Source organism: Streptomyces hirsutus (assembly GCF_001418415.1).
Classification (GTDB): domain Bacteria; phylum Actinomycetota; class Actinomycetes; order Streptomycetales; family Streptomycetaceae; genus Streptomyces; species Streptomyces hirsutus.
Genome location: NZ_LIQT01000208.1, coordinates 1 through 25,021, shown reverse-complemented (window position 1 = coordinate 25,021; position 25,021 = coordinate 1). Strand labels below are relative to the sequence as shown.

Below are 25,021 nucleotides of genomic sequence, written 5' to 3'. Positions count from 1 at the left end.
GCGACCGGTCCTGGGCTCAGGCCCGGCCGTCACCCGGGCGCTGCTGCCCGGGTGCGTAGGCCCCGAGGAAGTCGGCACCGCTCTGCCCCGCCGTGACCTGCTCGGGAACGTGCGGTGCGGGCCGGCCTGCCTGTCCGGGCTGCGGCGCGTACTGGTCCGGGTAGTCGGCTCCGCTGCCCTGTCCGTACTGGGCCGCCGCGTGGACCGGCCGGGCCGCACGGGTGGCCCGCCGGTGTGCGACCTTGCGCTTGATCTTGACGGCCCAGGACACGACGACGACGAGAACGATCAGGGCCAGCACCGTGATCTGCACCCAGTCGGGCAGAAAGCCCAGCACGGACTCGAAGATCTGGGACTTCACGGATGCCAGTGGCGTGCCTGCGGACATGAACGCGTATCCCTCCCCCGGTTCCGCCCCCTGCGGAACCGGGCGGGATCCTATCGGGCCGCGAGCGCCCGCTCTCCTGCTTTTCGCATGGCGTCCAGCGGGGCCGGAGAGCGCCCCGTCATCTGCTCGACCTGGAGCACCGCCTGGTGCACCAGCAGGTCGAGACCGCCGACCACCGCGCCGCCGTACGCCGCCCAGCGGGCCGCGAGAACGGTCGGCCAAGGGTCGTAGAGCACGTCGAAGAGGGCCGCGGGACGCTCCGGGACGGATCGGGCGAGGCCGTCGGTGACGCCCGCCGGGGTCGTGGTGACCACCAGCGGGGCGTGCAGGGCCTGTTCGGCGTCGTCCCAGTCGGCGATGCGCACCGCCACGCCCAGCCGCTCGGCCCACTGCCGTATCTCGGCGCCGCGCGCGGCGCTGCGCACGTAGACGACGACCTCGCCGGCGCAGATCCGGGACAGCGCGGCGAGCGCGGACGACGCGGTGGCTCCGGCACCGAGGATCGCGGCGGTGTCCACCTTGTCGATGCCGTGCTCGCGCAGGGCGGCGACCATGCCGGGGATGTCGGTGTTGTCTCCGGTCTTCCGGCCGTCCTCGGCGAAGACCACGGTGTTCACCGCGTCCACGGAGGCCGCCGTCTCGCTGATCCCGTCGAGCAGCGGAACGACCATCCGCTTGAGCGGCATGGTCAGCGACAACCCGGCCCACTCAGGGCCGAGCTTCTCGAAGAAGCCCGGCAACGCCGCCTCGTCGATGTCGAAGCGGTCGTACGTCCAGCTCTCCAGCCCCAGCTCCGCGTAGGCGGTGCGATGCAGTACCGGGGAGAGGGAGTGTGCGATCGGGGAGCCCAGGACGGCGGCTCGGCGACGGTCAGTTGCCCGAGCTGGCATCGAACTTGTCCTTCAGCTTCAGAAACTCGTCGTGCGTCCTTGCGAACTCGGTCTTGCTCACGCCGTCGGTGGCCACGAAGTAGATCCACCCGTCCTTCGTCGGCTTCAGCGCCGCGGTCAGTGCGTCGTCGCCGGGGTTGCCGATGGGGCCGGGCGGCAGGCCCTTGCGTGTGTAGGTGTTGTACGGGTCCTTGTTGCTGTTGATCTCGGACTCGCTGATGTGGATGTTGCTTTCCTTCTGCAGGTAGTTGTACGTCGAGTCGAACTGCAGCAGTTGGTTGGTCTCGGTGTTGGTGGGCTTGAGGCGGTTGTAGATGACCTCGGACATCTTGCGGAAGTCGTCGTGGGTCTTGCCCTCGGCCTGCACCAGACTCGCGACGGTGACCAGTTCCCACGGCCCTTCGAGACCGAGGCCCTCGGCCTTCTCCGGGAACTGCAGTTCCTCGTACTTGTCGGTGGCCCGGCCCACCATCTCCTTCAGCACGTCCGCGGGTTTCACGCCCTTGCCCACCGCGTAGCTGGACGGGTAGAGGAAGCCTTCCAGCGGGTCCTTGACGTCCCCGCCGTTCACCGCCCAGTCAGGCAGGCCGAGCTTCTTCCAGTCCTTCTCCGCGACCTTCTCGGTGGTGCCGTCGTCGACCTCGAGGCGCTGGTCGATGAGCTTGTAGATCTCGGCGTTGCGCTTGCCCTCGGGGATGACCAGGTTGTTGCGGCTCTTCGGGCTGAGCATCAGCTCGACCGCGCTCTCGGCCGACATCTCCAACTCGAGCGTGTAGACGCCGTCCTGGATCGTGTCGCCCTGCGCGTTGTCGGCCTGGGCCGCGACGAAGGCGTCGACGCTCTTGACCACGCCCTCCTTCTTGAGCACCTGGCCGATGGCGTACCCGGTCGAGCCCTTGGGGATCGTGACGGTGACCTGCTCACCGTTCCCGTCGCCCGCGAAGTCCGGGGCGCTGCCGAAAAGGTCCTTGACGAACTGCCAGCCGACGTAGCTCACACCGACCACACCGCCGCCGAGGACCACCACCACCATGAGGCAGGCGAACCCACTGCGTCGCTTCTTGTCCTTGCCGCCCTTGCCGCCCTTGCCGCTCCTGGCACCTTTGCCCCGGCGGTCGCCGCGACCGCCCGGCTCGTCGGCCTCGTCCTCGTCGTCGCCCGAGAAGAAGGCGTGCTCCCCCTGGTCCGGCCCCGGATCCCAGTCGGTCCGCGGCTCCGGTTCCGGTTCCGGGTCCTGCTCCGGCTGCCGTTCGGGCTCGGCGCCGCGCCGGGCGGGCGGCTCGGGCGGCGGGTAGGCCTCGGAGGTCGCGTAGTAGTCGGACTGCTGGGCGCCGTACGCCCCGCCCTGCTGACCGTACGGGTCCGTGGGGTCGGCCGCCGCGTACGGGTCCTGCGGGTGGGCGTGGGCGCCGGTCTGCCAGCCGCCCGTGTCGTACTGCTGCTGGTCCGGGTGCTGCTGGTCCGGGTGCTGCGCCTGCTGGGGGGCGTACTGCTGGCCGTACTGCTGCTCGCCGTACTGCTGCTGGTGACCTTGCTGCTGGTCGTACTGCGCGTACTGCTGCTCGCCGTACCCGCCCTGCTGCTCGGCGGTGCCCCAGTCGCCGTATTGCTGCTGCTGCGGCTGCTGCGGGTAGTGCTGCGCCTGGCCGTCGTAGGGGGGCTGCTGGGGCTGCTGACCCTGCTGGGTCTGCTGCCCGGCCCATCCGCCGTCCCCGTACAACGGGTCGTCCGGATGCCACGGTTCGGAGCCTCGGCCCCGGCCATACTCAGTCATCGATCCCCTAGAGCCGCGAGGCGGCGGTCACGCGGCTGTGGGGGTGGCCGGCGTCCGTTCCGCCTCTCTTTCGCGGCGGCTGTTCGAACGCCACCGCATCGCGCGGAACGTTACCGTACCGCGATCACCTCTCCACTTCGACGCCCTCACCGGGTGGATTGCCTGACACCCGTTCGGATTCAAGGGCCTGCTGGAGGATGATCACGGCGGCGGCCTGGTCGATGACGGAGCGTCCCTTCTTCGACTTCACGCCCGAGGCACGCAGCCCCTGGCTCGCCGTCACCGTCGTCATGCGTTCGTCGACGAGGCGCACGGGCACCGGTGCGATCCCGCGGGCCAGTTCCTGCGCGAAGCCGCGGACCTTGACCGCGGCGGGGCCCTCGCCCCCCTTGAGGGAGCGAGGGAGGCCGACGACGACCTCGATCGGCTCGTACTCCTCCACGAGCTGACGAAGGCGCCGGTGGGCCGCCGGGACGTCCCGGCCGGGGACGGTCTCGACCGGGGTGGCGAGGATCCCGTCGGGGTCGCACGAGGCGACCCCGATCCGGGCGTCCCCGACGTCGATCGCGAGCCGGCGGCCGCGGCGCATGGCCCGGCCGCCCGAGGGATCGTTCACCGGCCCGCTCACTTGGCCGTGTCCGCCACGAGCCGCTCGACGGCGTCCACGGCGTCGCCGATGGCGTCCGGGTTCTGGCCGCCGCCCTGGGCGACGTCCGGCTTGCCGCCACCGCCGCCGCCGAGGGTCTTGGCGGCGGCACGGACCAGGTCACCGGCCTTGAGGCCGCGCTCGCGGGCGGCCTCGTTGGTGGCGATGACCGTGAGGGGCTTGCCGTTGACGGCGGTGAACAGGGCGACGACGGCGGCCCGGCCGCCCTGGATCCGGCCGCGTACGTCGAGCACCAGCTTGCGCAGGTCGTCGGCGGTGGTGCCGTCCGGGACCCGGCCGGTCACCAGGGCGACGCCGTGGACGTCCTTGGCGGACTCGGCGAGGCCTCCGGCGGCCTGGAGCACCTTCTCGGCGCGGAACTTCTCGATCTCCTTCTCGGCGTCCTTGAGCTTGCCGAGCATGGCGGAGACCTTCTCCGGGAGCTCCTCCGGGCGGCCCTTGATCAGCTCCTGGAGCTGGGCGACGACCGTGTGCTCGCGGGCGAGGAAGTTGTAGGCGTCCACGCCGACCAGGGCCTCGATGCGGCGCACGCCGGAGCCGATGGAGGACTCGCCGAGCAGCTTCACCAGGCCCAGCTGGGCGGTGTTGTGCACGTGGGTGCCGCCGCACAGCTCCTTGGAGAAGTCACCGATGGTCACCACGCGCACGCGCTCGCCGTACTTCTCGCCGAACTCGGCGATGGCGCCCTGCTTCTTGGCCTCGTCGATACCCATGACGTCGGCGCGCACGTCCAGGTCGCGGGCGAGCACCTCATTGATCTTCTGCTCGACATCGGTCATCACGGCCGTCGGAACGGCGGACGGCGAGCCGAAGTCGAAGCGGAAGCGGCCGGGCTGGTTCTCGGAACCGGCCTGGGCGGCCGTCGGGCCGAGGGCGTCGCGCAGGGCCTGGTGGGTGAGGTGGGTGGCCGAGTGGGCGCGGGCGATGGCCGTGCGGCGGCGCTCGTCGATGGAGGCGTGGGCCTTGGCGCCGAGGGTGACCTCGCCGACCTGGACGACGCCCTTGTGGACGTAGACGCCCGGGACCGGCTTCTGGCAGTCGCGGATCTCGATGACGGCGCCGGAGTCCACCCTGATGCGCCCGGTGTCGCCGATCTGGCCGCCGCCCTCGGCGTAGAACGGGGTGCGGTCGAGGACGATCTCCACCTCGTCGCCCTCGGTGGCGGCCGGGGACGACACACCGTCGACCAGGATGCCCACGACGGTGGACTCGCCCTCGGTGGCGCTGTAGCCGGTGAAGTCGGTGGCGCCGGCCCGGTCGGCGATCTCGCGGTAGGCGCCGAGGTCGGCGTGGCCGGTCTTCTTGGCCCGGGCGTCGGCCTTGGCCCGCTCCCGCTGTTCCTTCATCAGGCGGCGGAAGCCGTCCTCGTCCACGGAGAGGCCCTGCTCGGCGGCCATCTCCAGGGTGAGGTCGATCGGGAAGCCCCAGGTGTCGTGCAGCAGGAAGGCCCGGTCGCCGGACAGGACCGTGCCACCGGACTGCTTGGTCTCCGTGACGGCGGTGTCGAGGATGTTGGTGCCGGCCTTCAGCGTCTTGAGGAAGGCGTTCTCCTCGGCGACGGCGACCTTCTCGATCCGCTCGCGGTCGGTGACGAGCTCGGGGTACTGCTGCCCCATCATGCCGATGACGACGTCGACCAGGTCCTTGACGACCGGGCCGGTGGCACCGAGGAGGCGCATGTTGCGGATGGCGCGGCGCATGATGCGGCGCAGCACGTAGCCGCGGCCCTCGTTGCCCGGGGTGACGCCGTCGCCGATGAGCATGACCGAGGTGCGCATGTGGTCGGTGACCACGCGCAGCGAGACGTCCGAGTCCTGGGCGTCGCCGTAGCGGACCCCGGTCAGGGCGGTGGCCTTGTCGATGACGGCCATGGAGGTGTCGATCTCGTACAGGTTCTGCACGCCCTGCAGAATCATGGCGAGCCGCTCGAGACCGAGACCGGTGTCGATGTTCTGGCTCGGCAGGTCCCCGAGGATCTCGAAGTTGTCCTTGCCGATGCCCTCGCCCCGCTCGTACTGCATGAAGACGAGGTTCCAGATCTCCACGTACCGCTCGTCGTTGACGGCGGGGCCGCCCTCGGCGCCGAACTCGGGACCGCGGTCGTAGTTGATCTCGGAGCAGGGGCCGCAGGGGCCGGGGACGCCCATGGACCAGTAGTTGTCCTTCATGCCCAGGCGCTGGATGCGTTCCTCGGGCACGCCGACCACGTCGCGCCAGATGCGCTCGGCCTCGTCGTCGTCCTTGTAGACGGTGATCCACAGGCGCTCGGGGTCGAGGCCGTAGCCGCCGTCGTCCCGGGAGCTGGTGAGCAGCTCCCAGGCGAGCTTGATGGCGCCTTCCTTGAAGTAGTCGCCGAAGGAGAAGTTGCCGCACATCTGGAAGAACGTGCCGTGCCGGGTGGTCTTGCCGACCTCTTCGATGTCCGGCGTGCGGACGCACTTCTGGACGCTGGTGGCGCGCGCGAAGGGCGGCTTGACCTCGCCCAGGAAGTAGGGCTTGAAGGGCACCATGCCGGCCGGGACGAGGAGCAGAGTCGGGTCGTCCGCGATGAGCGACGCCGAAGGGACGACGGTGTGCCCGCGCTCCTCGAAGAAGCTCAGCCAGCGGCGGCGGATCTCGGCCGACTCCATCAGTGGTCCTCATTCCGGTTGTACGGGTTCGTCAGGTACGCCGAGCCCTCGGCGTACCGCGGTTTGTTCTTCGGGCTGTTGCGGTTCTCGATGGCGGCGTACCGGCCGGGGCCCGGGAGTTCCCGGCCGACGGGGGCGTCGAGGCCGAGGGCGTCGCCCAGTTCGGCCTCGCGCCGGGCCATGTGGTCGCGGACGTCGAGTGCGAAGTCCACCGCCCGGTCCTTGATGCGGCCGCCGGCCTCGATCGCCTTGTTCGCCGCGGTCGCGGCGAGGCTCTCGGGCGTCAGCTGCCTCAGTTTCCGGTTGACCTTGGTGGTGGCCCACACACCTGCGGCGACGCCGGTGGTGAACCAGAACGTACGACGGAACATCGCTGCGTCAGTCCTTCTTTCCCCGGGTGCGCCTCGCCCGCCGCGTGCCCGGAACGGTGCGGCCCACGATCACGGTGCGGCCCGGCGCCTTCGCGGGCTCGGTCCTGGCGGAGTCCGTCCTGGCCGGCGCGTCCTCCCTGCGCCCGCTGACGGCCCGGCGCACGCCGTAGCCGAACGCGGCGACCTTGACCAGCGGGCCGCCGAAGGTGGAGGCGACGGTGGTCGACAGGGCGGAGGCGTTGGAGGTGACCTCCTGGACGTCGGAGGCGATCGCGTCGACCCGCTCGATCTGGGTCTGCGCGGAGCGCACCGCGGTGGAGGCGTCGGCCAGCAGCGGGACGGCCTGGTCGGTCACGTCCGCCACGAGCCTGGTGGTCGCCCGGAGCGTCTGGGCCAGCCTCGCCAGTGCGACGGCGAGGAAGGAGACCAGGATCGCCCAGAACACGGCCACCAGGATTCCGGCCACCTCTCCACCGGACACTGTGCGCACCTGCTCCCTGAGAAACGTGCCTGAACATCGAGAAATTCGTGCACCGAGCCTATCGCGCCACCGGCGGGACTCCGTACCGGATTACCGTCCGCCGCGGGCGGAGTCGGGGAAGAGATTGTACGGACTGAACACGGTTCAGTACGCTCCGTGTTTCATGGGGGACATTGGGTGCGACGGCACGCCGGCGGACGGCGGCCCGCCGCGGGCCGTGGCGGGCAACCTGCCGCTGGAGCCGGACGCGTTCGTGGGCCGTGCGGCGGAGCTGGACGAACTGTCCCGGGCCCTCACCGCTTCGCGGCTGGTGACGGTGACCGGGCCCGGCGGGGTCGGCAAGTCGCGGCTGGCCGCCCGGGTGGCCGCGCGGTGCGCGCCGCGGGACGGGGTCTGGCGGGTGGAGCTGGCGGCGCTCGGGGACGCCGAGTTCGTCGATCACATGGTGGTGGAGGCGCTGGGCCTGACGGACCACACCACCCGGCTGCCGCGCGAGACGCTGCGGGGACATCTGGCGGAGCGCCGGCTGCTGCTGGTGCTGGACGGGTTCGAGCACCTGGTGGACGCCTGTGCCGAACTGGTGGCCGATCTGCTGCGCCGGGCGCCGGGGCTGCGGGTGCTCGCCGTGGGGCGCCGTGCGCTGTCCGTGGCCGGGGAGCGGCTGGTGCCGCTGGCTCCGCTCGGCGAGGACGAGGCGGTCCGGCTGCTGGCGGTGCGTGCGGGGCAGCACGCGGTGGGCGCCGGGGACGAGGGGCAGATGCGGGAGTTGTGCCGGCGTCTCGACGGCATCCCGCTCGCGATCGAGCTGGCCGCCGGCCGGCTGGGCGCGCTGTCGCCGGGGCAGGTGCTGGAGCGGCTCGGCGACCGGTTCCGGCTGCTGACCGGCGGCGGCCGGGACGCCCTGCCCCGGCACCGGACGCTGCGGACGGCGGTCGGCTGGAGCCATGAACTGTGCACGCCCGAGGAGCGGTTGCTGTGGGCGCGGCTTTCGGTGTTCGCGGGGCACTTCGACCTCGAGGCCGCCGAGTACGTGTGCGGGGGGAACGGTCTGGCCGCCGGGGACGTCCTCGACGTCCTGTCGGCGCTGCTCGCGCAGTCGGTGGTGACCCGCGAGGAGACCCCGGCGGGGGCGCGCTACCGGATGCTGGACACGCTGCGCGCGTACGGCGCCGAGTGGCTGGAGAGCGTCGGCGACGCGGAGCGGCTCGCGCGGCGGCACCGGGACTGGTACGTGGGACTCGCCACCTGGTGCGAGCTGGACTGGTTCTCGTCCCGGCAGCGTGAGATCGCCGCGCGCGTCGAGGCGGATCTGCCGAATCTGCGCCGTGCCCTGGAGGTGGGCCTGACGGACCCGGACGAGGCGCATCTGGGACAGCACCTGGCGGGCTCGCTGTGGTTCTCCTGGGTGGGCTGCGGGCGGCTGGCGGAGGGCCGGCACTGGCTGGAGCAGGCGGTGCGGATCGACTCCGGTCATGAACAGCCCCGGCTCAAGGCCCTGTGGGTGCTCGCTTATGTGGCGATCCTCCAGGGCGACACGGTGCCCGCGCTGGCCGCGCTCCAGGAGTGCCGCCGTCAGGCGGAGCGGGCGGCGAACCCCACGGCGCTGGCGTACGCGGAGCACCGCGCCGGCTGCCTGGCGCTGATCACGGACGACGTGTTCCGCGCGGAGACGCTGCTGCGGTCGGCGCTGGAACGTTACGACGAGATCGGGGAGCTCAACAGCAATGTGCTGATGGCCCGGATCGAGCTGGCGATGGCCCGTGCCTTCCAGGAAGATCTGCCGGACGCGGTGCGGATGTGCGAGGACGTCCGCCGGGTGTGCGAGGAGCACGGCGAGCGGTGGGCCCGCACCTACGCGCTGTACGTGCTGGCGTACGCGGCCTGGTGCGGGGGCGACCCGGTCAGGGCCCGGGAACTGCTCACCGATTCCCTGGACGGCGCCCACGGCTTCAGCGACCTGCTCGGTTCGGTGCTGGTGCTGGAGCTGCTCGCCCTGGTCACGGTGGCGGAGGGGAAGGCGGTCGAGGCGGCGGTGCTCCAGGGGGCGGCGGACCGGATGTGGCCGTCGGTGGGACTGCGGCTGTTCGGTTCGGCCCACTACAACACGCCGCACGAGCTGTGCGAGGCGCTGGCCCGGGAGCAACTGGGCGACGAACGGTACGAGGAGGGCGTGCGGCAGGGGGCGCGGCTCGGCCGGGACGAGGCGGTCCGGTGGGCGCTGCGCGGGACCGGGGCCGCGGTGGGCGATCCGGCGCCGGGCGGGAGCGTACGGCAGGCGGCCGGGGCGCCCACGCAGCAGCCCGCCGCCTCGCCCACCCGTAAGGGCGGGGAGACGGCGGGCTGAGTCACCGCGCGCCTGCTGAAATCAGCGGGCGTAGTACTCGACGACGAGCTGCTCGTCGCAGATCACCGGGATCTCCTTGCGGTTCGGCTCACGGTCCAGGCGGAACGCCAGGGACTTGAGGTTCACCTGGAGGTAGCGCGGGGTCTCGCCGTCGGGGGCGAAGCCACCCTCGCGGGCGATCGTGAACAGCGTCTTGTCCTTGCTGCGCTCACGAACCTGCACGACGTCGTCCGGGCGGACACGGAAGGAGGGCTTGTCGACCTTCTTGCCGTTGACCTGGATGTGGCCGTGGGTGACCATCTGGCGGGCCTGGTAGATCGTGCGGGCGATGCCCGAACGCAGGACCAGGGCGTCGAGACGGCGCTCGAGCTCGATGACGAGGGCGTCACCGGTCTTGATCGTCGTCTTGGCGGCACGCTCGTACGCGCGGACGAGCTGGCGCTCGCTGACGTCGTACTGGGCGCGCAGACGCTGCTTCTCCAGCAGACGGACCTTGTAGTCCGAGTTCTGCTTGCGGCCGCGGCCGTGCTCACCCGGCGGGTAGGGGCGGGCCTCGAAGTACTTGACGGCCTTCGGGGTCAGCGCGATACCCAGGGCACGCGACTTCTTGACCTTGGGGCGGGACTGATTCGCCACTGTCTCTTTCACCTTCGTTTTGTCGGCTCACCAGGGTTAAGGGAGGTCGCATCCGCAGTCGGGGAAACCCCGCGGGTCCGTGACGGGCCTGCCGGGCAGCCGCTCCCCTGGTCTGGGCACATACGTGCAGCACGCGAGTGGCCCACCGGCCGGTCCCGGGAATCCGGGTGGTGGTGGGCTGCCCGCGACACCGTTCGACGGTGCGCGACGCTCCTGGATTCCCTGCCCCGAGGGGCGGGTATCCGGCTGGATGTCCCGCTCTGGTGGTGCCGGTTTCCCTTGCGGGGGCCGGACGCGGGACGCAGCTTGGGCACATTCTACAAGGTGCTCACGACTGCTTCCGACCGAGGTGCTTCCTGGTCCATCCGACCGCGTCGGCGTACCGCGCCTCGGCCCCGTGCCGGGTCGGGTCGTAGTACGCGCGGTCCCTGAGGGCGTCGGGGGCGTACTGCTGCTGGGCGATGCCCTCGGGCAGGTCGTGCGGGTACACGTACCCCTGGGCGTGGCCCAGCTTGGCCGCGCCCTTGTAGTGCCCGTCGCGCAGATGGGCCGGCACGGGCCCGGCCAGTCCCTTGCGGACGTCGTCGAGGGCGGCGCCGATCGCGGTGGTGGCCGCGTTGGACTTCGGGGCCAGGGCGAGGGCGATGGTGGCGTGGCTGAGGGTGAGGGCGGCCTCGGGGAAACCGATCATGGCGACGGCCTGGGCGGCCGCGACCGCGAGGGGCAGCGCGTTCGGATCGGCGAGGCCGATGTCCTCGCTGGCGGAGATCATCAGGCGGCGGGCGATGAAGCGGGGGTCCTCGCCGGCCTCGATCATCCGGGCGAGATAGTGCAGGGCGGCGTCCACGTCGGAGCCTCGGATGGACTTGATCAGGGCGCTGGCCACGTCGTAGTGCTGGTCGCCGGAGCGGTCGTACTTCACGGCGGCCCGGTCGACGGTCTCCTCCAGGGTGGCCAGGGAGATCTCCGTCTCGCCCTTGTCCAGCGCGGCCCCCGCGGCGGCCTCCAGGGCGGTCAGTGCCCGGCGGGCGTCCCCTCCGGCGATGCGCACCAGGTGGTCGCCGGTGTCCTCGGGGAGCGTGAGGGAACCCTTCAGGCCCCGCTCGTCGCCGAGCGCGCGGTGGAGCAGGTCCCGGATGTCGTCGTCGGTGAGGGGTTCGAGGGTGAGCAGGAGCGAGCGGGACAGCAGCGGGGAGATGACGGAGAAGTAGGGGTTCTCGGTGGTCGCGGCGATCAGCGTGACCCAGCGGTTCTCGACCGCGGGGAGCAGGGAGTCCTGCTGGGCCTTGCTGAAGCGGTGGATCTCGTCGAGGAAGAGGACGGTCTCCTTGCCGTACCCGCCGGAGGCGCGGCGGGCGCCGTCGATGACCGCGCGGACCTCCTTGACGCCCGCGGTGATCGCCGACAGTTCGACGAAGCGCCGGTCGGTGGCCTTGGAGACGACGTGGGCCAGGGTCGTCTTGCCGGTGCCGGGCGGTCCCCACAGGAACACCGAGGACGGGCCCGCGGGACCGGAGGCGCCCTCGCCGACCAGCCGGCGCAGGGGTGAGCCGGGCTTCAGCAGATGCTGCTGGCCCACCACCTCGTCGAGGGTGCGCGGGCGCATCCGGACGGCGAGAGGGCTGCCGGTCGGGTCCTTCTCCTGGCGGTCTTCGGCTGCGGCGGTGAACAGGTCGGGCTCCACACCGAAACCCTAAAGGACCGCACCGACAACGTGGTCGGCGCGGTCACCGTGGCCCCGGGGCCGGTACGACCCGGTGGTCACTTGGTCCAGAACTCCCACCACCGGGTCAGGATCAGCATGCCGATGATGCCGATGTGCAGGACGGGCATGACCCAGGTGAACTCGCCGAAGAAGCTCTTGACCGGGCCCGGGGCGGGCAGGAAGCCCTTGCGGACGTTGAACGACGTGACGTACCAGAACATGATGATCGTGGCGACCCAGGCCAGGCAGCACCACAGGCACAGGGCGTTGATCCGGTAGAGGGACTGGGCCATCAGCCAGGCGCAGAAGACGGTGCCGAAGAGGGTGCCCGCGTTGAAGGTGAGCCAGTACCAGCGCGGGAAGCGGGCCCCGGCGAGCAGGCTCATGCCCACGCAGATGACGATGCCGTAGGTGACGAGGCCCAGCATCGGGTTGGGGAAGCCGAAGACACTCGCCTGGTCGCTCTCCATCACGCTGCCGCAGGAGACCACTGGGTTGAGGCTGCAGCCGGGGACGTACGTCTCGCCCCTGACCTTGGCCTCGAGCAGCTTGAACTTGTCCAGTGTGATGACCCACGCGGCGAGCACACCGGCGGCGCCGGTGATGACCAACAGCAGGGCGAACGCACGGCCGGCGCCCTCGCGCACCCGCCCGGCGGCCGGCCCCTGCGCGGGGTCGGGCTCGGTGGAGATGTCCTTCACTGTCGTGTTGCTCATCACGCCGATTCCGTCACTGGAGAGTGTGGACCTGCTTCGGGCAGGGCCATTGTGCCGTACGTGACTGTGGGTTCACCGTCCACCGGTCACAAGAGCATAGGAACGATCCCCCGCGGGCGTACGGTTTAGGCCGCAGCATGTGCCCCGGCCGTACACACATTCCACCTTAAGTCCCCGATCGAGGGAATTGCCGTTCGCCGCATTGACGCGACGAGGGCGCATCGACGCCGAAGGCGCCGGGCCCGCTGGGGGCACACCGGCGCCTTCGTGTACGTGGAGGGGAAGCTCGGGTCAGCCGAGCCGGGCCTCCAGCTCGGCCACGATCTCGTTGACACCCACCGCGCTCTGCTCGCCGGACTCCATGTCCTTGAGCTGGACGACGCCCTCGGCGAGGTCGCGCTCGCCGAGCACCAGGGCGTAGCGCGCGCCCGAACGGTTGGCCGCCTTCATCGCCGCCTTCAGCCCCTTGCCGCCGTAGGCGAAGTCGGCGGCGACGCCGTTCTTGCGCAGTTCGGTGACCTTGGCGAACAGCACCCGGCGGGCCTCCTCACCGAGCGGGACGGCGAACACGCTGGTGGTGGCCGGGAGTTCGAGTTCGACGCCCTCCGCCTCCAGGGCCAGCACGGTGCGGTCGACACCGAGCGCCCAGCCGACGGACGGCAGCGCGGGGCCGCCGATCATCTCCGAGAGACCGTCGTAGCGGCCGCCGCCGCCCACCGCGGACTGGGAGCCCAGACCGTCGTGGACGAACTCGAAGGTGGTGCGCGTGTAGTAGTCCAGCCCCCGCACCAGCCTGGGATCGTCCTCGAAGGCCACGCCCGCGGCCGTGACCAGCTCGCGGACCTCCTCGTGGTACGCCTTGCAGGCGTCGCACAGGTAGTCGCGCAGCAGCGGGGCGCCGGTCAACTGCTTCTGCACCGCCTCGCGCTTGTCGTCCAGGACGCGCAGCGGGTTGATCTCCGCGCGGCGCAGGGTGTCCTCGTCCAGGTCCAGTCCGCGCAGGAAGTCCTGGAGCGCGGCCCGGTAGACGGGGCGGCACTCCTTGTCGCCCAGGGAGTTCAGCAGGATGCGGAACTCGCTGAGCCCCAGGGAGCGGTACGCCTGGTCGGCCAGGATGATCAGCTCGGCGTCGAGCGCCGGGTCCTCGGCTCCGATCGCCTCGGCGCCGACCTGGGAGAAGTGACGGTAACGGCCCTTCTGGGGGCGCTCGTAGCGGTAGTACGAGCCGGAGTACCAGAGCTTGACCGGGAGGTTGCCCGCCTTGTGCAGGTTGGCCTCCAGGGCCGCGCGCAGCACGGAGGCCGTGCCCTCGGGCCGCAGGGCGAGGCGGTCGCCGCCCTTGGTCTCGAAGGCGTACATCTCCTTGGTGACGATGTCGGTGGACTCACCGACACCGCGCGCGAACAGCTCGACGTTCTCGAAGCCGGGCGTCTCGATGTAGCCGTAGCCGGAGCCCCGCAGCGGGGCGGCGATGGCCTCGCGGACGGCGAGGTACCTGGCGCTGTCCGGCGGGATGAGGTCGTAGGTGCCCTTGGGGGCCTTGAAGGTGCTCACGGAAGGTCTTGTCACATTCCTCGTCGGGGAGCGTCGGCGGCGCCGCGTCCTTGGCGGTCCGCCGCCACCTGCCGCAGATACGGGTTGGTGGCGCGCTCCTGGCCGATGGTCGTCTGGGGGCCGTGTCCGGACAGCACCACGGTCGAGTCGTCGAGCGGCAGGCACACGCGGGCCAGCGAGTCGAGCAGTTCGGCCGTGTCACCGCCGGGCAGGTCGGTGCGTCCGACGGAGCCGGCGAACAGCAGGTCGCCCGAGAAGAACACCGGCGGGATGTCCGCCGCCTCGGGCAGCCCGAAGGTCACCGACCCCTTGGTATGGCCCGGCGCGTGCGCGACCGTCAGCTGCAGCCCGGCCAGGTCGAGCTTCGCTCCGTCGGCCAGTTCCTTGACGTCGGCCGGCTCCCCGACGGTCAGCTCGCCCATCAGCGGCATGCCGATGGTGCGGCCGATGCCCTTCTCGGGGTCGCTCATCATGTACCGGTCGTCGGGGTGGATCCAGGCCGGTACGTCGTGCGCCCCGCACACGGGGACGACGGAGGCCACGTGGTCGATGTGTCCGTGGGTGAGGACGACGGCGACGGGCTTCAGCCGGTGTTTACGGACCGCCTCCTCGACTCCGGGGGCGGCCTGGTGGCCGGGGTCGATGATCACGCACTCCTCACCGGCGGCGGGGGCGACGAGATAACAGTTCGTCCCCCAGGCCCCGGCGGGGAACCCGGCAATGAGCACGTTCGTCCTTCGTTGGGTGGGTACGGGAGGCTTGCGTCGGGGCTGGCGCCCGTGGTCAGAGCCTACCGGCGCTGCCGTTTCCTCAGCGAACCCATATACGGTACGGGGCACACGCAGTCAGTCGGCCCGCCGCCCGCACGCGTATTCGGTCGGCACACGAGAGGCATGAGGAGTCACCCGGTGGTCAGCCAGGAGCAGCGGCGGCGTCAGCTCGCCCGGGAGAAGTTCTTGCGGCAGCAGCAGCGGCGTACCGAGGCGCGCCGCAAGTCGCGGGTCCGCAACTCGGTGATCGCGTCCGTCCTCGGTGTGGTCCTGGTCGGCAGCCTCGGGCTGTACACGGCCGGGACGTTCGACCGGGACGAGGACACGTCCAACGCGAACGCGGAGGTCACGCCCAGCGCCGAGGCGCCGAGCAAGGCGCCCGACCCGTGCGAGAAGCCGGCGGAGGGCAAGGTCGCGTCGAAGACCTGGAAGAAGGAGCCGGCGCTCTCCATCGACAAGTCGGCGAAGTACACGATGACGCTCGAGACGACCTGCGGCACGATCGACATGGCGCTGAAGGCGTCGGCGGCCCCGCACACCGTCAACTCGTTCGAGTTCCTCGCCGGTGAGGGCTACTTCGACCACAGCACGTGCCACCGGCTCACCACCAACGGCATCTACGTGCTGCAGTGCGGTGACCCGACGGGCTCCGGCACCGGCGGCCCCGGCTACACGATCCCGGACGAGAACCTGAAGGACAAGAGCCTCAAGGACAGCACCTACCCGGCGGGCACCGTCGCCATGGCGAACACCGGGCAGAAGGACAGCGGCGGCAGCCAGTTCTTCCTGGTGTACGAGGACAGCCCGCTCCCGCCGAGCTACACGCCGTTCGGCACCGTCTCGGAGGGCGGCCTGAAGGTCCTGAAGAAGATCGCCGAAGCCGGTGACAGCACCGGAGCGGGTGACGGAGCACCCAACGCGACGGTGGTGATCGACAAGGCGACCGTCACGAAATCCTGACCGCCCAGCTGCGGAACTTCGGTCGCGCGGGATGCGGACAGGCATCCCGTCGGTCGCCTATGTTGGCCGTGACGAAAACTGTGGACGATGCCCGGGGGCAGCAGAGCCCTCCGCAGGCATCATGTGGAGGAGGCGCTGTGAGCAGCGACCCGTGGGGCCGCGTCGACGAGACGGGGACCGTGTACGTGCGTACGGCCGACGGAGAGCAGGTCGTCGGTTCCTGGCAGGCGGGCTCCCCCGAGGAGGCTCTGGCCTACTTCGAGCGCAAGTACGAGGGCTTGGTTGTCGAGATCGGCCTCCTCGAGAAGCGAGTGAAGACCACCGATCTGTCCTCGAAGGACGCCATGACGGCGATCGGGCACCTGCGGGAGCAGGTCGACGCCCATCACGCGGTCGGTGACCTGGCTGCCCTGCGGGTGCGGCTGGACAAGCTCGTGGAGCTGGTGGACGTCCGGCGCGAGGAGCGCAGGGCGCAGCGGGCGAAGCAGTCCGACGAGGCGCGCCACGCCAAGGAGGCGCTGGTCGCCGAGGCGGAGGAGCTGGCGGGCTCGGACCAGTGGCGGGCGGCCGGTGAGCGGCTGCGGGCGCTGGTGGACACGTGGAAGGGCCTGCCGCGGCTGGACCGCAAGTCCGACGACGAGTTGTGGCACCGCTTCTCGCACGCGCGGTCGGCGTTCTCCAAGCGGCGCAAGCAGCACTTCGCGCACCTGGACGCACAGCGCGAGGAGGCCCGCAAGACCAAGGAACGTCTGGTCGCCGAGGCCGAGGGGCTGTCGAAGTCGACGGACTGGGGTGCGACGGCGGCACGCTACCGGGACCTGATGTCGGAGTGGAAGGCCGCGGGCCGCGCCCAGCGCGAGCACGAGGAGGACCTGTGGAACCGCTTCCGCGGTGCCCAGGACGTCTTCTTCGCCGCCCGCAGCTCGGTCTTCGCCGAGCGTGACGCGGAGCAGACGGAGAACCTCAAGCTCAAGGAGGAGCTGGCCGGGGAGGCCGAGAAGCTCCTGCCGATCACGGACCTGAAGGCCGCCCGCGCCGCGTTCCGCACGCTCAACGAGCGGTGGGAGGCCATCGGCCATGTGCCGCGGGACATCCGGCCGAAGGTCGAGGGCCGGATGCACACCGTGGAGCGGGCCCTGCAGGAGGCCGAGGAGGCCGAGTGGCGCCGGACCAACCCGGAGGCACGTGCGCGTGCCGAGGGTCTGACCGGCCAGCTCCAGGCCGCCGTGGACAAGCTGAAGGGCCAGATCGAGCAGGCACGGGCGCAGGGCAACGACGCCAGGGCCCAGAAGCTCGAGCGGGAACTGGAGGGCCGCCAGGCGCTCCTGGACCAGGCTCTGAAGGGTCTGCAGGAGTTCGGCGGCTGACGCCGAGGACCAGCACGGCAGAGGGGCTCCCGTACCGCGGTACGGGAGCCCCTCTGCCGTGCTGGTCGTGCGCCGTGGCCGGTCTACGTCCGGTTGCGGGCCGAGGTCACCCTGTACACGTCGTAGACGCCCTCCACGCCCCGTACGGCCTTCAGGACGTGCCCGAGGTGCTTCGGGTCGCCCATCTCGAAGGTGAAGCGGGAGGTGGCGACGCGGTCGCGGGAGGTCTGGACGGCCGCGGAGAGGATGTTGACGTGCTGGTCGGACAGCACGCGGGTGACGTCCGACAGCAGCCGGGAGCGGTCCAGGGCCTCGACCTGGATGGCGACCAGGAAGACCGAGGACTGGGTGGGCGCCCACTCGACCTCGAGGATGCGCTCGGGCTCACGGGACAGGGAGTCGACGTTCACGCAGTCGCTGCGGTGGACGGAGACGCCGCTGCCTCGGGTGACGAAGCCGATGATCGGGTCGCCGGGGACCGGGGTGCAACAGCGGGCCAGCTTCACCCAGACATCGTCGACGCCCTTGACGACGACCCCGGGATCGGCGTTGGAGCGGCGCTTGCGGCCCCGCCCGCGGGCCGGCGGCACCGACTCGTCGATCTCCTCGGTGGCCGCCTCCTCGCCGCCGAGGGCCTGCACCAGCTTCTGGACGATGTTCTGCGCGGCGACATGGCCCTCGCCGATCGCCGCGTACAGCGCGGAGATGTCCGAGTAGCGCATCTCGTGCGCGAGGGTGACCAGTGAGTCGCCGGTGAGGATGCGCTGGATCGGCAGGTTCTGCTTGCGCATCGCGCGGACGATGGCGTCCTTGCCCTGTTCGATCGCCTCGTCGCGGCGCTCCTTGGAGAACCAGGCGCGGATCTTGTTGCGGGCGCGCGGCGACTTGACGAAGCCGAGCCAGTCCCGGGAGGGGCCCGCGCCGGCCGCCTTGGAGGTGAAGACCTCCACCAGGTCGCCGTTGTCCAGGGTCGACTCGAGCGGGACGAGCCGGCCGTTGACCCGGGCGCCTATGGTGCGGTGGCCGACCTCGGTGTGGACCGCGTACGCGAAGTCCACCGGGGTGGCGCCCGCGGGGAGCGCGATGACATCGCCCTTGGGGGTGAAGACGAAGACCTCGTTGCGGGACAGGTCGAAGCGCAGGGACTCCAGGAACTCGCCGGGGTCCTCGGTCTCCTTCTGCCAGTCGAGCAGCTGCCGCAGCCACGCCATGTCGTTGACGGCGGCGGAGTCCTTGCCGGATTTGCTCGGGGTGACGTCGGTGCGCACCTTCGAGGCGCCGGCGACGGCCTCCTGCTTGTACTTCCAGTGCGCGGCGATGCCGTACTCGGCGCGGCGGTGCATGTCGAACGTGCGGATCTGCAGCTCGACCGGCTTGCCGCCGGGGCCGATGACCGTCGTGTGCAGCGACTGGTACATGTTGAACTTGGGCATCGCGATGTAGTCCTTGAACCGGCCGGGGACCGGATTCCATCGCGCGTGCACCGTGCCGAGGGCCGCGTAGCAGTCGCGGACGGTGTCCACGAGGACGCGGATGCCCACCAGGTCGTAGATCTCCGCGAAGTCCCGGCCGCGGACGATCATCTTCTGGTAGACGCTGTAGTAGTGCTTGGGGCGGCCGGTGACGGTCGCCTTGATGCGGGCCGCGCGCAGGTCCTGCTGCACCTCGTCGGTGACGATCGCCAGGTACTCGTCGCGCTTGGGGGCGCGTTCGGCGACCAGGCGGACGATCTCGTCGTACATCTTGGGGTAGAGGATCGCGAAGGCGAGGTCCTCCAGCTCCCACTTGATGGTGTTCATGCCCAGCCGGTGGGCGAGCGGCGCGTAGATCTCCAGCGTCTCGCGCGCCTTCTTTTCCTGCTTCTCGCGCTTGAGGTAGCGCATGGTGCGCATGTTGTGCAGGCGGTCGGCGAGCTTGATGACCAGGACCCGCGGGTCCTTGGCCATGGCGACGACCATCTTGCGTACGGTCTCGGCCTGCGCGGCCTCACCGAACTTGACCTTGTCCAGCTTGGTGACGCCGTCGACCAGCAGGGCGACGGTGTCACCGAAGTCGCGGCGGAGCTGTTCCAGGCCGTACTCGGTGTCCTCCACCGTGTCGTGCAGCAGGCCGGCCATCAGGGTGGCCGGGTCCATGCCCAGCTCGGCGAGGATGGTGGTGACGGCGAGCGGATGGGTGATGTACGGGTCGCCGCTCTTGCGCTTCTGGCCTCGGTGCCAGCGCTCGGCGACCTGGTAGGCGCTCTCGATCTGGCGGAGGGTGGCGTTCTCGATCTTGGGGTCGTTGCCGCGCACTATCCGCAGCAGCGGCTCCAGCACCGGGTTGTACGGGTTGGCGCGCTGGACCCCGAGCCGGGCCAGACGGGCGCGGACGCGGTTGGAGGAGCCGGAGCGGGCCGGCTGCCCGCTGTTGGGGCGGACCGCGGGGGCGGAGCGCTCGGACGACGAGGATCCGCCCGCTCGGGCGGGGGAGGGTTTGGGCCGTGGCTGCTCGGGCTTCTCCGCGGCGGCGGCCTGGGCGTGCCGGACCGGCCCGCGCGGGTCGTTCTTCGCGTGGGGCGTGCTCGGCACGGGCTTGGCCGCGGCAGCCGAGCCGGACTCGGGCTTGTCTGCGGTCAGGTGCTGGGCCTCGTCTGCCAAGAGGACTCCTCGTACGCGATCCGGGCCCCAGATCAGGTTCCGGAGCCCCCATGGTAGCCATCCCGTGCCTGCGGATCTCCCTCGGACCGGTGGGCGGATTGTTCACCTCTGAAACGCACGGGGCGGGCCCCGGATTCCCCCGGTGCCCGCCCGCGCGGTGTCCGCCACGCCCGTCCGGCGTGCTGCGTCGCTGGTGGGACGGTGTCCCCCGGCGCTCGTCAGAGCGTGAGCAGCGCCTCCAGCGGGGCGCCGGCCAGGGCCGGTTCCACGCGCGCCCGGCCGCCGAGGAAGCCGAGTTCCATCAGTACGGCGAGGCCCGCGACGTCGGCGCCCGCCCTGCGGATGAGCTGGACCGACGCCTCGGCGGTGCCGCCGGTGGCGAGCACGTCGTCGATCACCAGGACGCGGTCGGCGGCGGTGAGGTCCTCGGCGTGCACCTCGATCTCGGCGGAGCCGTACTCCAGGTCGTACGCCTGGCTGAGGGTGGCTCCGGGGAGCTTGCCCGCCTTGCGCACGGGGATGAAGCCGAGGCCCGCGCGGACGGCGACCGGGGCGCCGAGGATGAAGCCGCGGGCCTCCAGGCCGACGACCTTGGTGGCGCCGGTGCGTCCGGCGATCTCTGCGAGGGCGTCACTGAGAGCGGCGAACGCCGCCGGGTCGGCCAGGAGCGGGGTGATGTCCTTGAACATCACCCCCGGCTCCGGGTGGTCCGCCACGTCCCGGATGCGGCTCAGCAGCAGGGTGGAGATATCGGTGAGTTCGGTCATCGGCGCTTTCCGGAAGGTCGGCCGCGCCCGCGGCTGCGGGGCGCGGACTGGTCGCGTGGGCCGACGACGGCGGCAGCGGCGTCGTCCGGCCCGTTCTCGTAGTCGTCGTCGGGCACCCTGGCGGCCCTCGGCTCGTCGTCCGTGTCGGTGCCCTGGGCGCGCTTGGCCAGGACACGCTTCTTCAGCGACCGCATCGGAGGCTCGAGCTCCTTGAGATCGGCGACGAGCGGAGTGGCGATGAAGATCGACGAGTACGCACCGGCGGCGAGGCCGACGAACAGGGACAGCGAGATGTCGTTCAGCATACCGGCGCCGAGGACACCGCCCCCGATGAACAGCAGGGCCCCCACCGGCAGCAGCGCGACCACCGTGGTGTTGACGGAACGGACCAGGGTGCTGTTGATGGAGCGGTTGGCGATCTCGCTGTAGGTCCAGCGGGACTGCTTGGTGATGTCCTTGGTCTGCTCCTTGAGGCTGTCGAACACCACGACCGTGTCGTAGAGCGAATAGCCGAGGATGGTCAGCAGACCGATCACCGTGCCCGGGGTGACCTCGAAGCCCACGAGGGCGTAGATGCCGACGGTGATGGTGAGGTCGTGGATCAGCGCGATGAACGCGGCGACGGCCATGCGCCACTCGAAGGCGATCGCCAGATAGATCACGACCAGGAACAGGAAGATGCCGAGGCCCTGCCAGGCCTTGTTGGCGATCTGCTCGCCCCAGCTGGGACCGACCAGGTCCGCGTTGATCTGCTCCGCCTCGACCTTCAGGTCCTGGGAGAGCTCCGTCTTGATCTTGTCCGAGGTGCTGGTGTCGATGGCCGCGATCTGGATGCGCAGGCTGCCGTCGCCGAGCTTCTGGACGATGGCGTCGTGGCCGGATGCCTCTTCCGCGTAGGTCTCGGCCTGGGCGACCGAGGCACTCATGTTCTTCGGGGTGGTGAAGACCGCACCGCCCTGGAACTCGATGCCCATGTGGAGGCCGCGCACCGCCAGGCCGACGATGGCCAGGACGGTGATCAGAAGGGAGACGCCGTACCAGATCTTGCGGTTCTTGATGAAGTCGTAGCCGACCTCACCGTGGTGCAGCCGGGCGCCGAGATTACCGAGCTTCGACATCTCTCACGCCTCCTTCGTCTGGGAGGGGGCGGAGTGGCGGCGGGTGCGGCGCAGCGGGGGCTTCGCCCCGAGGGCCTTCGGATCCAGGCCGGACCACTTGTGACCGCCGGCGAAGAACTTCCGGCGGGCCATCAGCGTCAGCAGCGGCTTGGTGAACAGGAACACCACCACGACGTCGAGCACCGTGGTCAGACCGAGCGTGAACGCGAAGCCCTGGACCTTGCCGACGGTGACGACGAAGAGCACCGCGGCCGCGAGGAAGGAGACGAAGTCGGAGACCAGGATGGTGCGCCGGGCACGCGGCCAGGCACGCTCCACGGCGGTGCGCAGGACACGGCCCTCGCGGATCTCGTCCCGTACCCGTTCGAAGTAGACGATGAACGAGTCCGCCGTGATGCCGATGGCGACGATGGCTCCGCAGACGGCCGGCAGGTTCAGCGCGAAACCGATGGTCGGGCCGAGCAGCGCCATGATCACGTAGGTGAGGGACGCGGACACCAGCAGTGAGGCGATCGCGATGAACGACAGACCGCGGTAGTAGACCAGCAGGTACAGGACGACCAGGGCGAGGCCGATCGCGCCGGCGATCAGGCCGGCGTGCAGCTGGTCGCCGCCGAGTGCGGCGGTGACGGTGGTGACGCTGTCCTCGCGGAACGTCAGGGGCAGGGCGCCGTAGGACAGCATGTTGGCGAGTTCCTCGGACGACTTCTGGGTGAAGTTGCCGGAGATCTCCGCGTTGCCGCCGGTGAGGGCCTGGCTGACGTACGGGTCGGAGACGACCTCGCCGTCCAGGACGATGGCGAACTGGTTCTGCGGGGACGGGTTCTGCGCCAGCTTGCCGGTGATGTCGGCGAACTTCTTGCTGCCCTGGTCCGTGAAGTCCATGGTGACGGTCCAGCCGGCACCGGTCTGCGTGTTGAGGACGGCCTTGGCCTCGTCGACGTCCGTGCCGTCGACGGCGGCGGGGCCGAGGATGTACTTCTGCCACTGGCCCTGGGAGTTCTGGCCGCAGGCCACGGTCGAGTCGGTGGCCTTGGCGCCGTCACCGGCGGAGGCGCGGACATCGGCCTTGGTGCAGTCGAGCGCGGCGTACTGGGCCTGGAGCTTGCCGTCCTCCCCGGCGGGGGTGCCGTCCGTCGCGGACGCGGAGGGGCTGGCCTCGGCCGAACCGCTGGGGGTCGCGGAGGGGGTGGGGTCGGCCTTCAGCGCCTCGGTGACCGCACGGCCCTGGGTGGTGGCGTCGGCCGACGGGCCGGTGGAGGCGGACGGGGACCCCTCGTCGGTAGTCCTGTCCGTGGCCTTCTCGCTCGCGCCGTCGGTGGCCTTGTCGCCCTCGGTACCCTCGGTGGAGGCTTCACCGGTGCCGCTCGGCGTGGGAGCGGCTCCGCCCGCGGCGAGTTCGGTGGCGACGACCGGGCGGAAGTAGAGTTTGGCGGTGGTGCCGACCTGTTCCCGGGCCTGTTCCGAGTTGGTGCCCTTGGGAATGTTGACGATGATGTTACGGTCACCTTGCGTCTGGACTTCGGCCTCGGAAACACCGAGACCGTTGACACGACGCTCCATGATGGAGACCGCGGTCGCCATATTGGTCGGGTTGATCGCGGATTCCTGACCGGCCTCGGGGACGGCCGCCAGCGTGATGCTGGTGCCGCCGGCGAGGTCGATACCCAGACGCGGGGTCTTGTGTCCGGAGGCGAACATCCCTCCGATGAGCGCCACCATGGCGATCAGAATCAGGGCCAGCGAGCGCCACGGCTTGCTTGTGACGCTCGCGTTAGTTCCCTTTTTGAGTGCTGCCACCTTTTTGTAACTCCCTCTCGGGCCGCCCCGAGCCCGGTCGACGGGCGAGCGGCCATGACATGGTCTCGGGATTCCGCGGGAGCTGGGCATGTCCCGGGGTGCGCGGGCCGTACTGCCCGCGCACTCCGGGTCACGACTACTTCGCCTCGGAACCGCCGTCGGACTTCTTCGCCTGCTCGTCCGTCTTCGCCTTGTCGGCGGCGTCGGTGCCGGCATCGGCCGGCTCGGCGTCGACGGTGTCGGCGGACGCCCCGGCCGTGTCGGCCGTGTCAGCCGCGTCGGCCGCGTCGGCCGTGTCCTTCTTGCCGAAATCGACCGGCGCGTCGTCGGAGGCGGCGGCGGAGTCGTCGGTCTCGGTGAGGGAGGAGGCGTCGTCGGGGACGACGTCGGCGTCGGACTTCAGGTCGTGCTCGATGCCGTGAACGATGCGGTTGTACTCGTCGTCCGTCAGTACGGCACCGATGGAGTTCTTCGCGAACAGCAGTTCCACGCCGGGTCCGGCGTCGAGGAGGACCGTGTCTTCACTGACCTCCTTCACCGTGGCGTACATACCCCCGATCGTGCGGACACCGGAACCCGGCTGCATCTGGTTCCGCATATCGATGGCCTGCTGCTGCTTCTTCTTGGCCGACCGGGTCATCAGGAACATGGCCCCGATGAGCACAATGAACGGGAGGAGGGTCAGGAGACTCACGGGTCGGACTTCCTTCACACGACCGCGATGGTGAACGGCCTGATGGTTGGGGGTATGTGATGCCGCCGACAAGGCGTGGCATCGGCGGATTCTAGGCGAGTCCGCGCGCAGGGAACAACGCTCAGCATGGCACCGGGGTTCCTCCCGTGGCCAATGCTGTCCCCCTCACGCCCCGAACAGGTCCTGTTGTCCGTTTCCGGGAGCCGGGGAGCCGGGCGGGACGAGGCCGAGGTGCGCCCATGCCGCCGGTGTGGCGACCCGTCCGCGCGGGGTGCGGGCGAGCAGCCCCTCCCGTACGAGGAAGGGCTCGGCCACCTCTTCCACGGTCTCCCGTTCCTCCCCCACCGCGACGGCGAGCGTGGACAGCCCGACCGGTCCGCCGCCGAAGAGCTTGAGCAGCGCCTCCAGCACCGCGCGGTCCAGCCGGTCGAGGCCGCGGGCGTCGACCTCGTAGACCGCCAGGGCCGCCTCGGCGATCTCCCGGGTGATCCGCCCGTCGGCCTTGACCTGGGCGTAGTCGCGGACGCGGCGCAACAGGCGGTTGGCGATGCGGGGCGTGCCGCGCGACCGGCCGGCGATCTCGGCGGCGCCGTCCGCCTCTATCCCGACGTCCAGGAGGCTCGCCGAGCGGTGGACGACGCGTTCCAGCTCGGTGGGCTCGTAGAACTCCATGTGCGCGGTGAAGCCGAAGCGGTCGCGCAGCGGCGGCGGCAGCAGGCCCGCGCGCGTGGTGGCGCCGACCAGGGTGAA

At 70.6% G+C, this 25,021-nt stretch carries 21 protein-coding genes; 3 read left to right on the top strand and 18 right to left on the bottom strand.

What is annotated here, in order from left to right; translation table 11 throughout:
• Positions 1-16 precede the first annotated feature (16 nt).
• The 7 genes from AOK11_RS16820 to AOK11_RS16790 all read right to left on the bottom strand — a co-directional run bounded on the left by AOK11_RS16820 (position 17) and on the right by AOK11_RS16790 (position 7,210).
• Positions 17-388, bottom strand: a complete 372-nt coding sequence (locus AOK11_RS16820; protein WP_055594539.1) for a hypothetical protein — start codon at positions 386-388, stop codon at positions 17-19.
• Positions 389-438: 50 nt separating this feature from the next.
• On the bottom strand, positions 439-1,278 hold the full coding sequence (locus AOK11_RS16815) for a shikimate dehydrogenase (protein ID WP_055594538.1): 840 nt from the start codon (positions 1,276-1,278) through the stop codon (positions 439-441).
• Positions 1,259-3,052 carry an endolytic transglycosylase MltG gene (gene mltG, locus AOK11_RS16810; RefSeq protein WP_055594537.1) on the bottom strand — a complete coding sequence of 598 codons (1,794 nt, stop codon included), beginning with the start codon at positions 3,050-3,052 and terminating at the stop codon, positions 1,259-1,261. Before mltG ends, AOK11_RS16815 begins: the two co-directional genes overlap by 20 nt.
• Positions 3,053-3,176: 124 nt before the next feature.
• On the bottom strand, positions 3,177-3,641 hold the full coding sequence (ruvX, locus tag AOK11_RS16805) for a Holliday junction resolvase RuvX (RefSeq protein WP_055594547.1): 465 nt from the start codon (positions 3,639-3,641) through the stop codon (positions 3,177-3,179).
• 35 nt (positions 3,642-3,676) lie between these two features.
• Positions 3,677-6,349 carry an alanine--tRNA ligase gene (gene alaS, locus AOK11_RS16800; RefSeq protein WP_055594536.1) on the bottom strand — a complete coding sequence of 891 codons (2,673 nt, stop codon included), beginning with the start codon at positions 6,347-6,349 and terminating at the stop codon, positions 3,677-3,679.
• Positions 6,349-6,720 (bottom strand): hypothetical protein, encoded by a 372-nt coding sequence (locus AOK11_RS16795; RefSeq protein ID WP_055594535.1) that lies wholly within the window; start codon positions 6,718-6,720, stop codon positions 6,349-6,351. The genes alaS and AOK11_RS16795 overlap by 1 nt, the downstream gene beginning before the upstream one ends.
• Positions 6,721-6,727: 7 nt before the next feature.
• Positions 6,728-7,210: a DUF948 domain-containing protein gene (locus AOK11_RS16790; RefSeq protein ID WP_107098603.1), complete on the bottom strand. Its 483-nt coding sequence runs from the start codon at positions 7,208-7,210 to the stop codon at positions 6,728-6,730.
• Positions 7,211-7,364: 154 nt separating this feature from the next.
• Between AOK11_RS16790 and AOK11_RS16785 the strand changes: the two genes are divergently transcribed.
• Positions 7,365-9,545, top strand: a complete 2,181-nt coding sequence (locus AOK11_RS16785) for an ATP-binding protein (RefSeq protein ID WP_055594533.1) — start codon at positions 7,365-7,367, stop codon at positions 9,543-9,545.
• Positions 9,546-9,566: 21 nt separating this feature from the next.
• On the opposite strand, the gene rpsD is transcribed toward AOK11_RS16785, so the two are convergent.
• The 5 genes from rpsD to AOK11_RS16760 form a co-directional block, all read right to left on the bottom strand.
• Entirely contained in the window at positions 9,567-10,181 is a 615-nt protein-coding gene (gene rpsD / locus AOK11_RS16780) for a 30S ribosomal protein S4 (protein ID WP_055594532.1), read from the bottom strand.
• Between the two features lie 328 nt (positions 10,182-10,509).
• On the bottom strand, positions 10,510-11,865 hold the full coding sequence (locus AOK11_RS16775) for a replication-associated recombination protein A (RefSeq protein WP_055594531.1): 1,356 nt from the start codon (positions 11,863-11,865) through the stop codon (positions 10,510-10,512).
• Positions 11,866-11,942: 77 nt separating this feature from the next.
• Positions 11,943-12,602, bottom strand: a complete 660-nt coding sequence (locus AOK11_RS16770) for a vitamin K epoxide reductase family protein (protein ID WP_055594530.1) — start codon at positions 12,600-12,602, stop codon at positions 11,943-11,945.
• Positions 12,603-12,893: 291 nt separating this feature from the next.
• Positions 12,894-14,156: a histidine--tRNA ligase gene (gene hisS, locus AOK11_RS16765; protein WP_055594529.1), complete on the bottom strand. Its 1,263-nt coding sequence runs from the start codon at positions 14,154-14,156 to the stop codon at positions 12,894-12,896.
• An 11-nt stretch (positions 14,157-14,167) separates the two neighbouring features.
• Positions 14,168-14,884, bottom strand: coding sequence for an MBL fold metallo-hydrolase (locus AOK11_RS16760; RefSeq protein WP_055594528.1), 717 nt, complete (start codon positions 14,882-14,884; stop codon positions 14,168-14,170).
• A 180-nt stretch (positions 14,885-15,064) separates the two neighbouring features.
• Here AOK11_RS16760 and AOK11_RS16755 point away from each other — a divergent pair, with 180 nt between their 5' ends.
• Together AOK11_RS16755 and AOK11_RS16750 are read left to right on the top strand one after the other, a co-directional pair.
• On the top strand, positions 15,065-15,886 hold the full coding sequence (locus AOK11_RS16755) for a peptidylprolyl isomerase (protein ID WP_055594527.1): 822 nt from the start codon (positions 15,065-15,067) through the stop codon (positions 15,884-15,886).
• 137 nt (positions 15,887-16,023) lie between these two features.
• Positions 16,024-17,253, top strand: coding sequence for a DUF349 domain-containing protein (locus AOK11_RS16750; RefSeq protein ID WP_055594526.1), 1,230 nt, complete (start codon positions 16,024-16,026; stop codon positions 17,251-17,253).
• 83 nt (positions 17,254-17,336) lie between these two features.
• Here the strand turns inward: AOK11_RS16750 and AOK11_RS16745 are convergent, their stop codons facing one another.
• The 6 genes from AOK11_RS16745 to AOK11_RS16720 all read right to left on the bottom strand — a co-directional run.
• Positions 17,337-19,892 carry a RelA/SpoT family protein gene (locus AOK11_RS16745; RefSeq protein ID WP_055594525.1) on the bottom strand — a complete coding sequence of 852 codons (2,556 nt, stop codon included), beginning with the start codon at positions 19,890-19,892 and terminating at the stop codon, positions 17,337-17,339.
• A 218-nt stretch (positions 19,893-20,110) separates the two neighbouring features.
• Complete coding sequence (locus AOK11_RS16740) at positions 20,111-20,659, bottom strand: adenine phosphoribosyltransferase (RefSeq protein WP_055594524.1); 549 nt, start codon at positions 20,657-20,659, stop codon at positions 20,111-20,113.
• A complete protein-coding gene (secF, locus tag AOK11_RS16735) occupies positions 20,656-21,777 on the bottom strand; it encodes a protein translocase subunit SecF (protein WP_055594523.1) in 1,122 nt (373 codons plus the stop codon). The genes AOK11_RS16740 and secF overlap by 4 nt, the downstream gene beginning before the upstream one ends.
• A 3-nt stretch (positions 21,778-21,780) precedes the next feature.
• Positions 21,781-23,577, bottom strand: a complete 1,797-nt coding sequence (secD, locus tag AOK11_RS16730) for a protein translocase subunit SecD (protein ID WP_055594522.1) — start codon at positions 23,575-23,577, stop codon at positions 21,781-21,783.
• A 136-nt stretch (positions 23,578-23,713) separates the two neighbouring features.
• Positions 23,714-24,271, bottom strand: coding sequence for a preprotein translocase subunit YajC (gene yajC, locus AOK11_RS16725; protein ID WP_055594521.1), 558 nt, complete (start codon positions 24,269-24,271; stop codon positions 23,714-23,716).
• 165 nt (positions 24,272-24,436) lie between these two features.
• On the bottom strand, positions 24,437-25,021 hold a 585-nt coding region (locus tag AOK11_RS16720; RefSeq protein WP_276204825.1), incomplete at its 5' end, for a Holliday junction DNA helicase RuvB C-terminal domain-containing protein.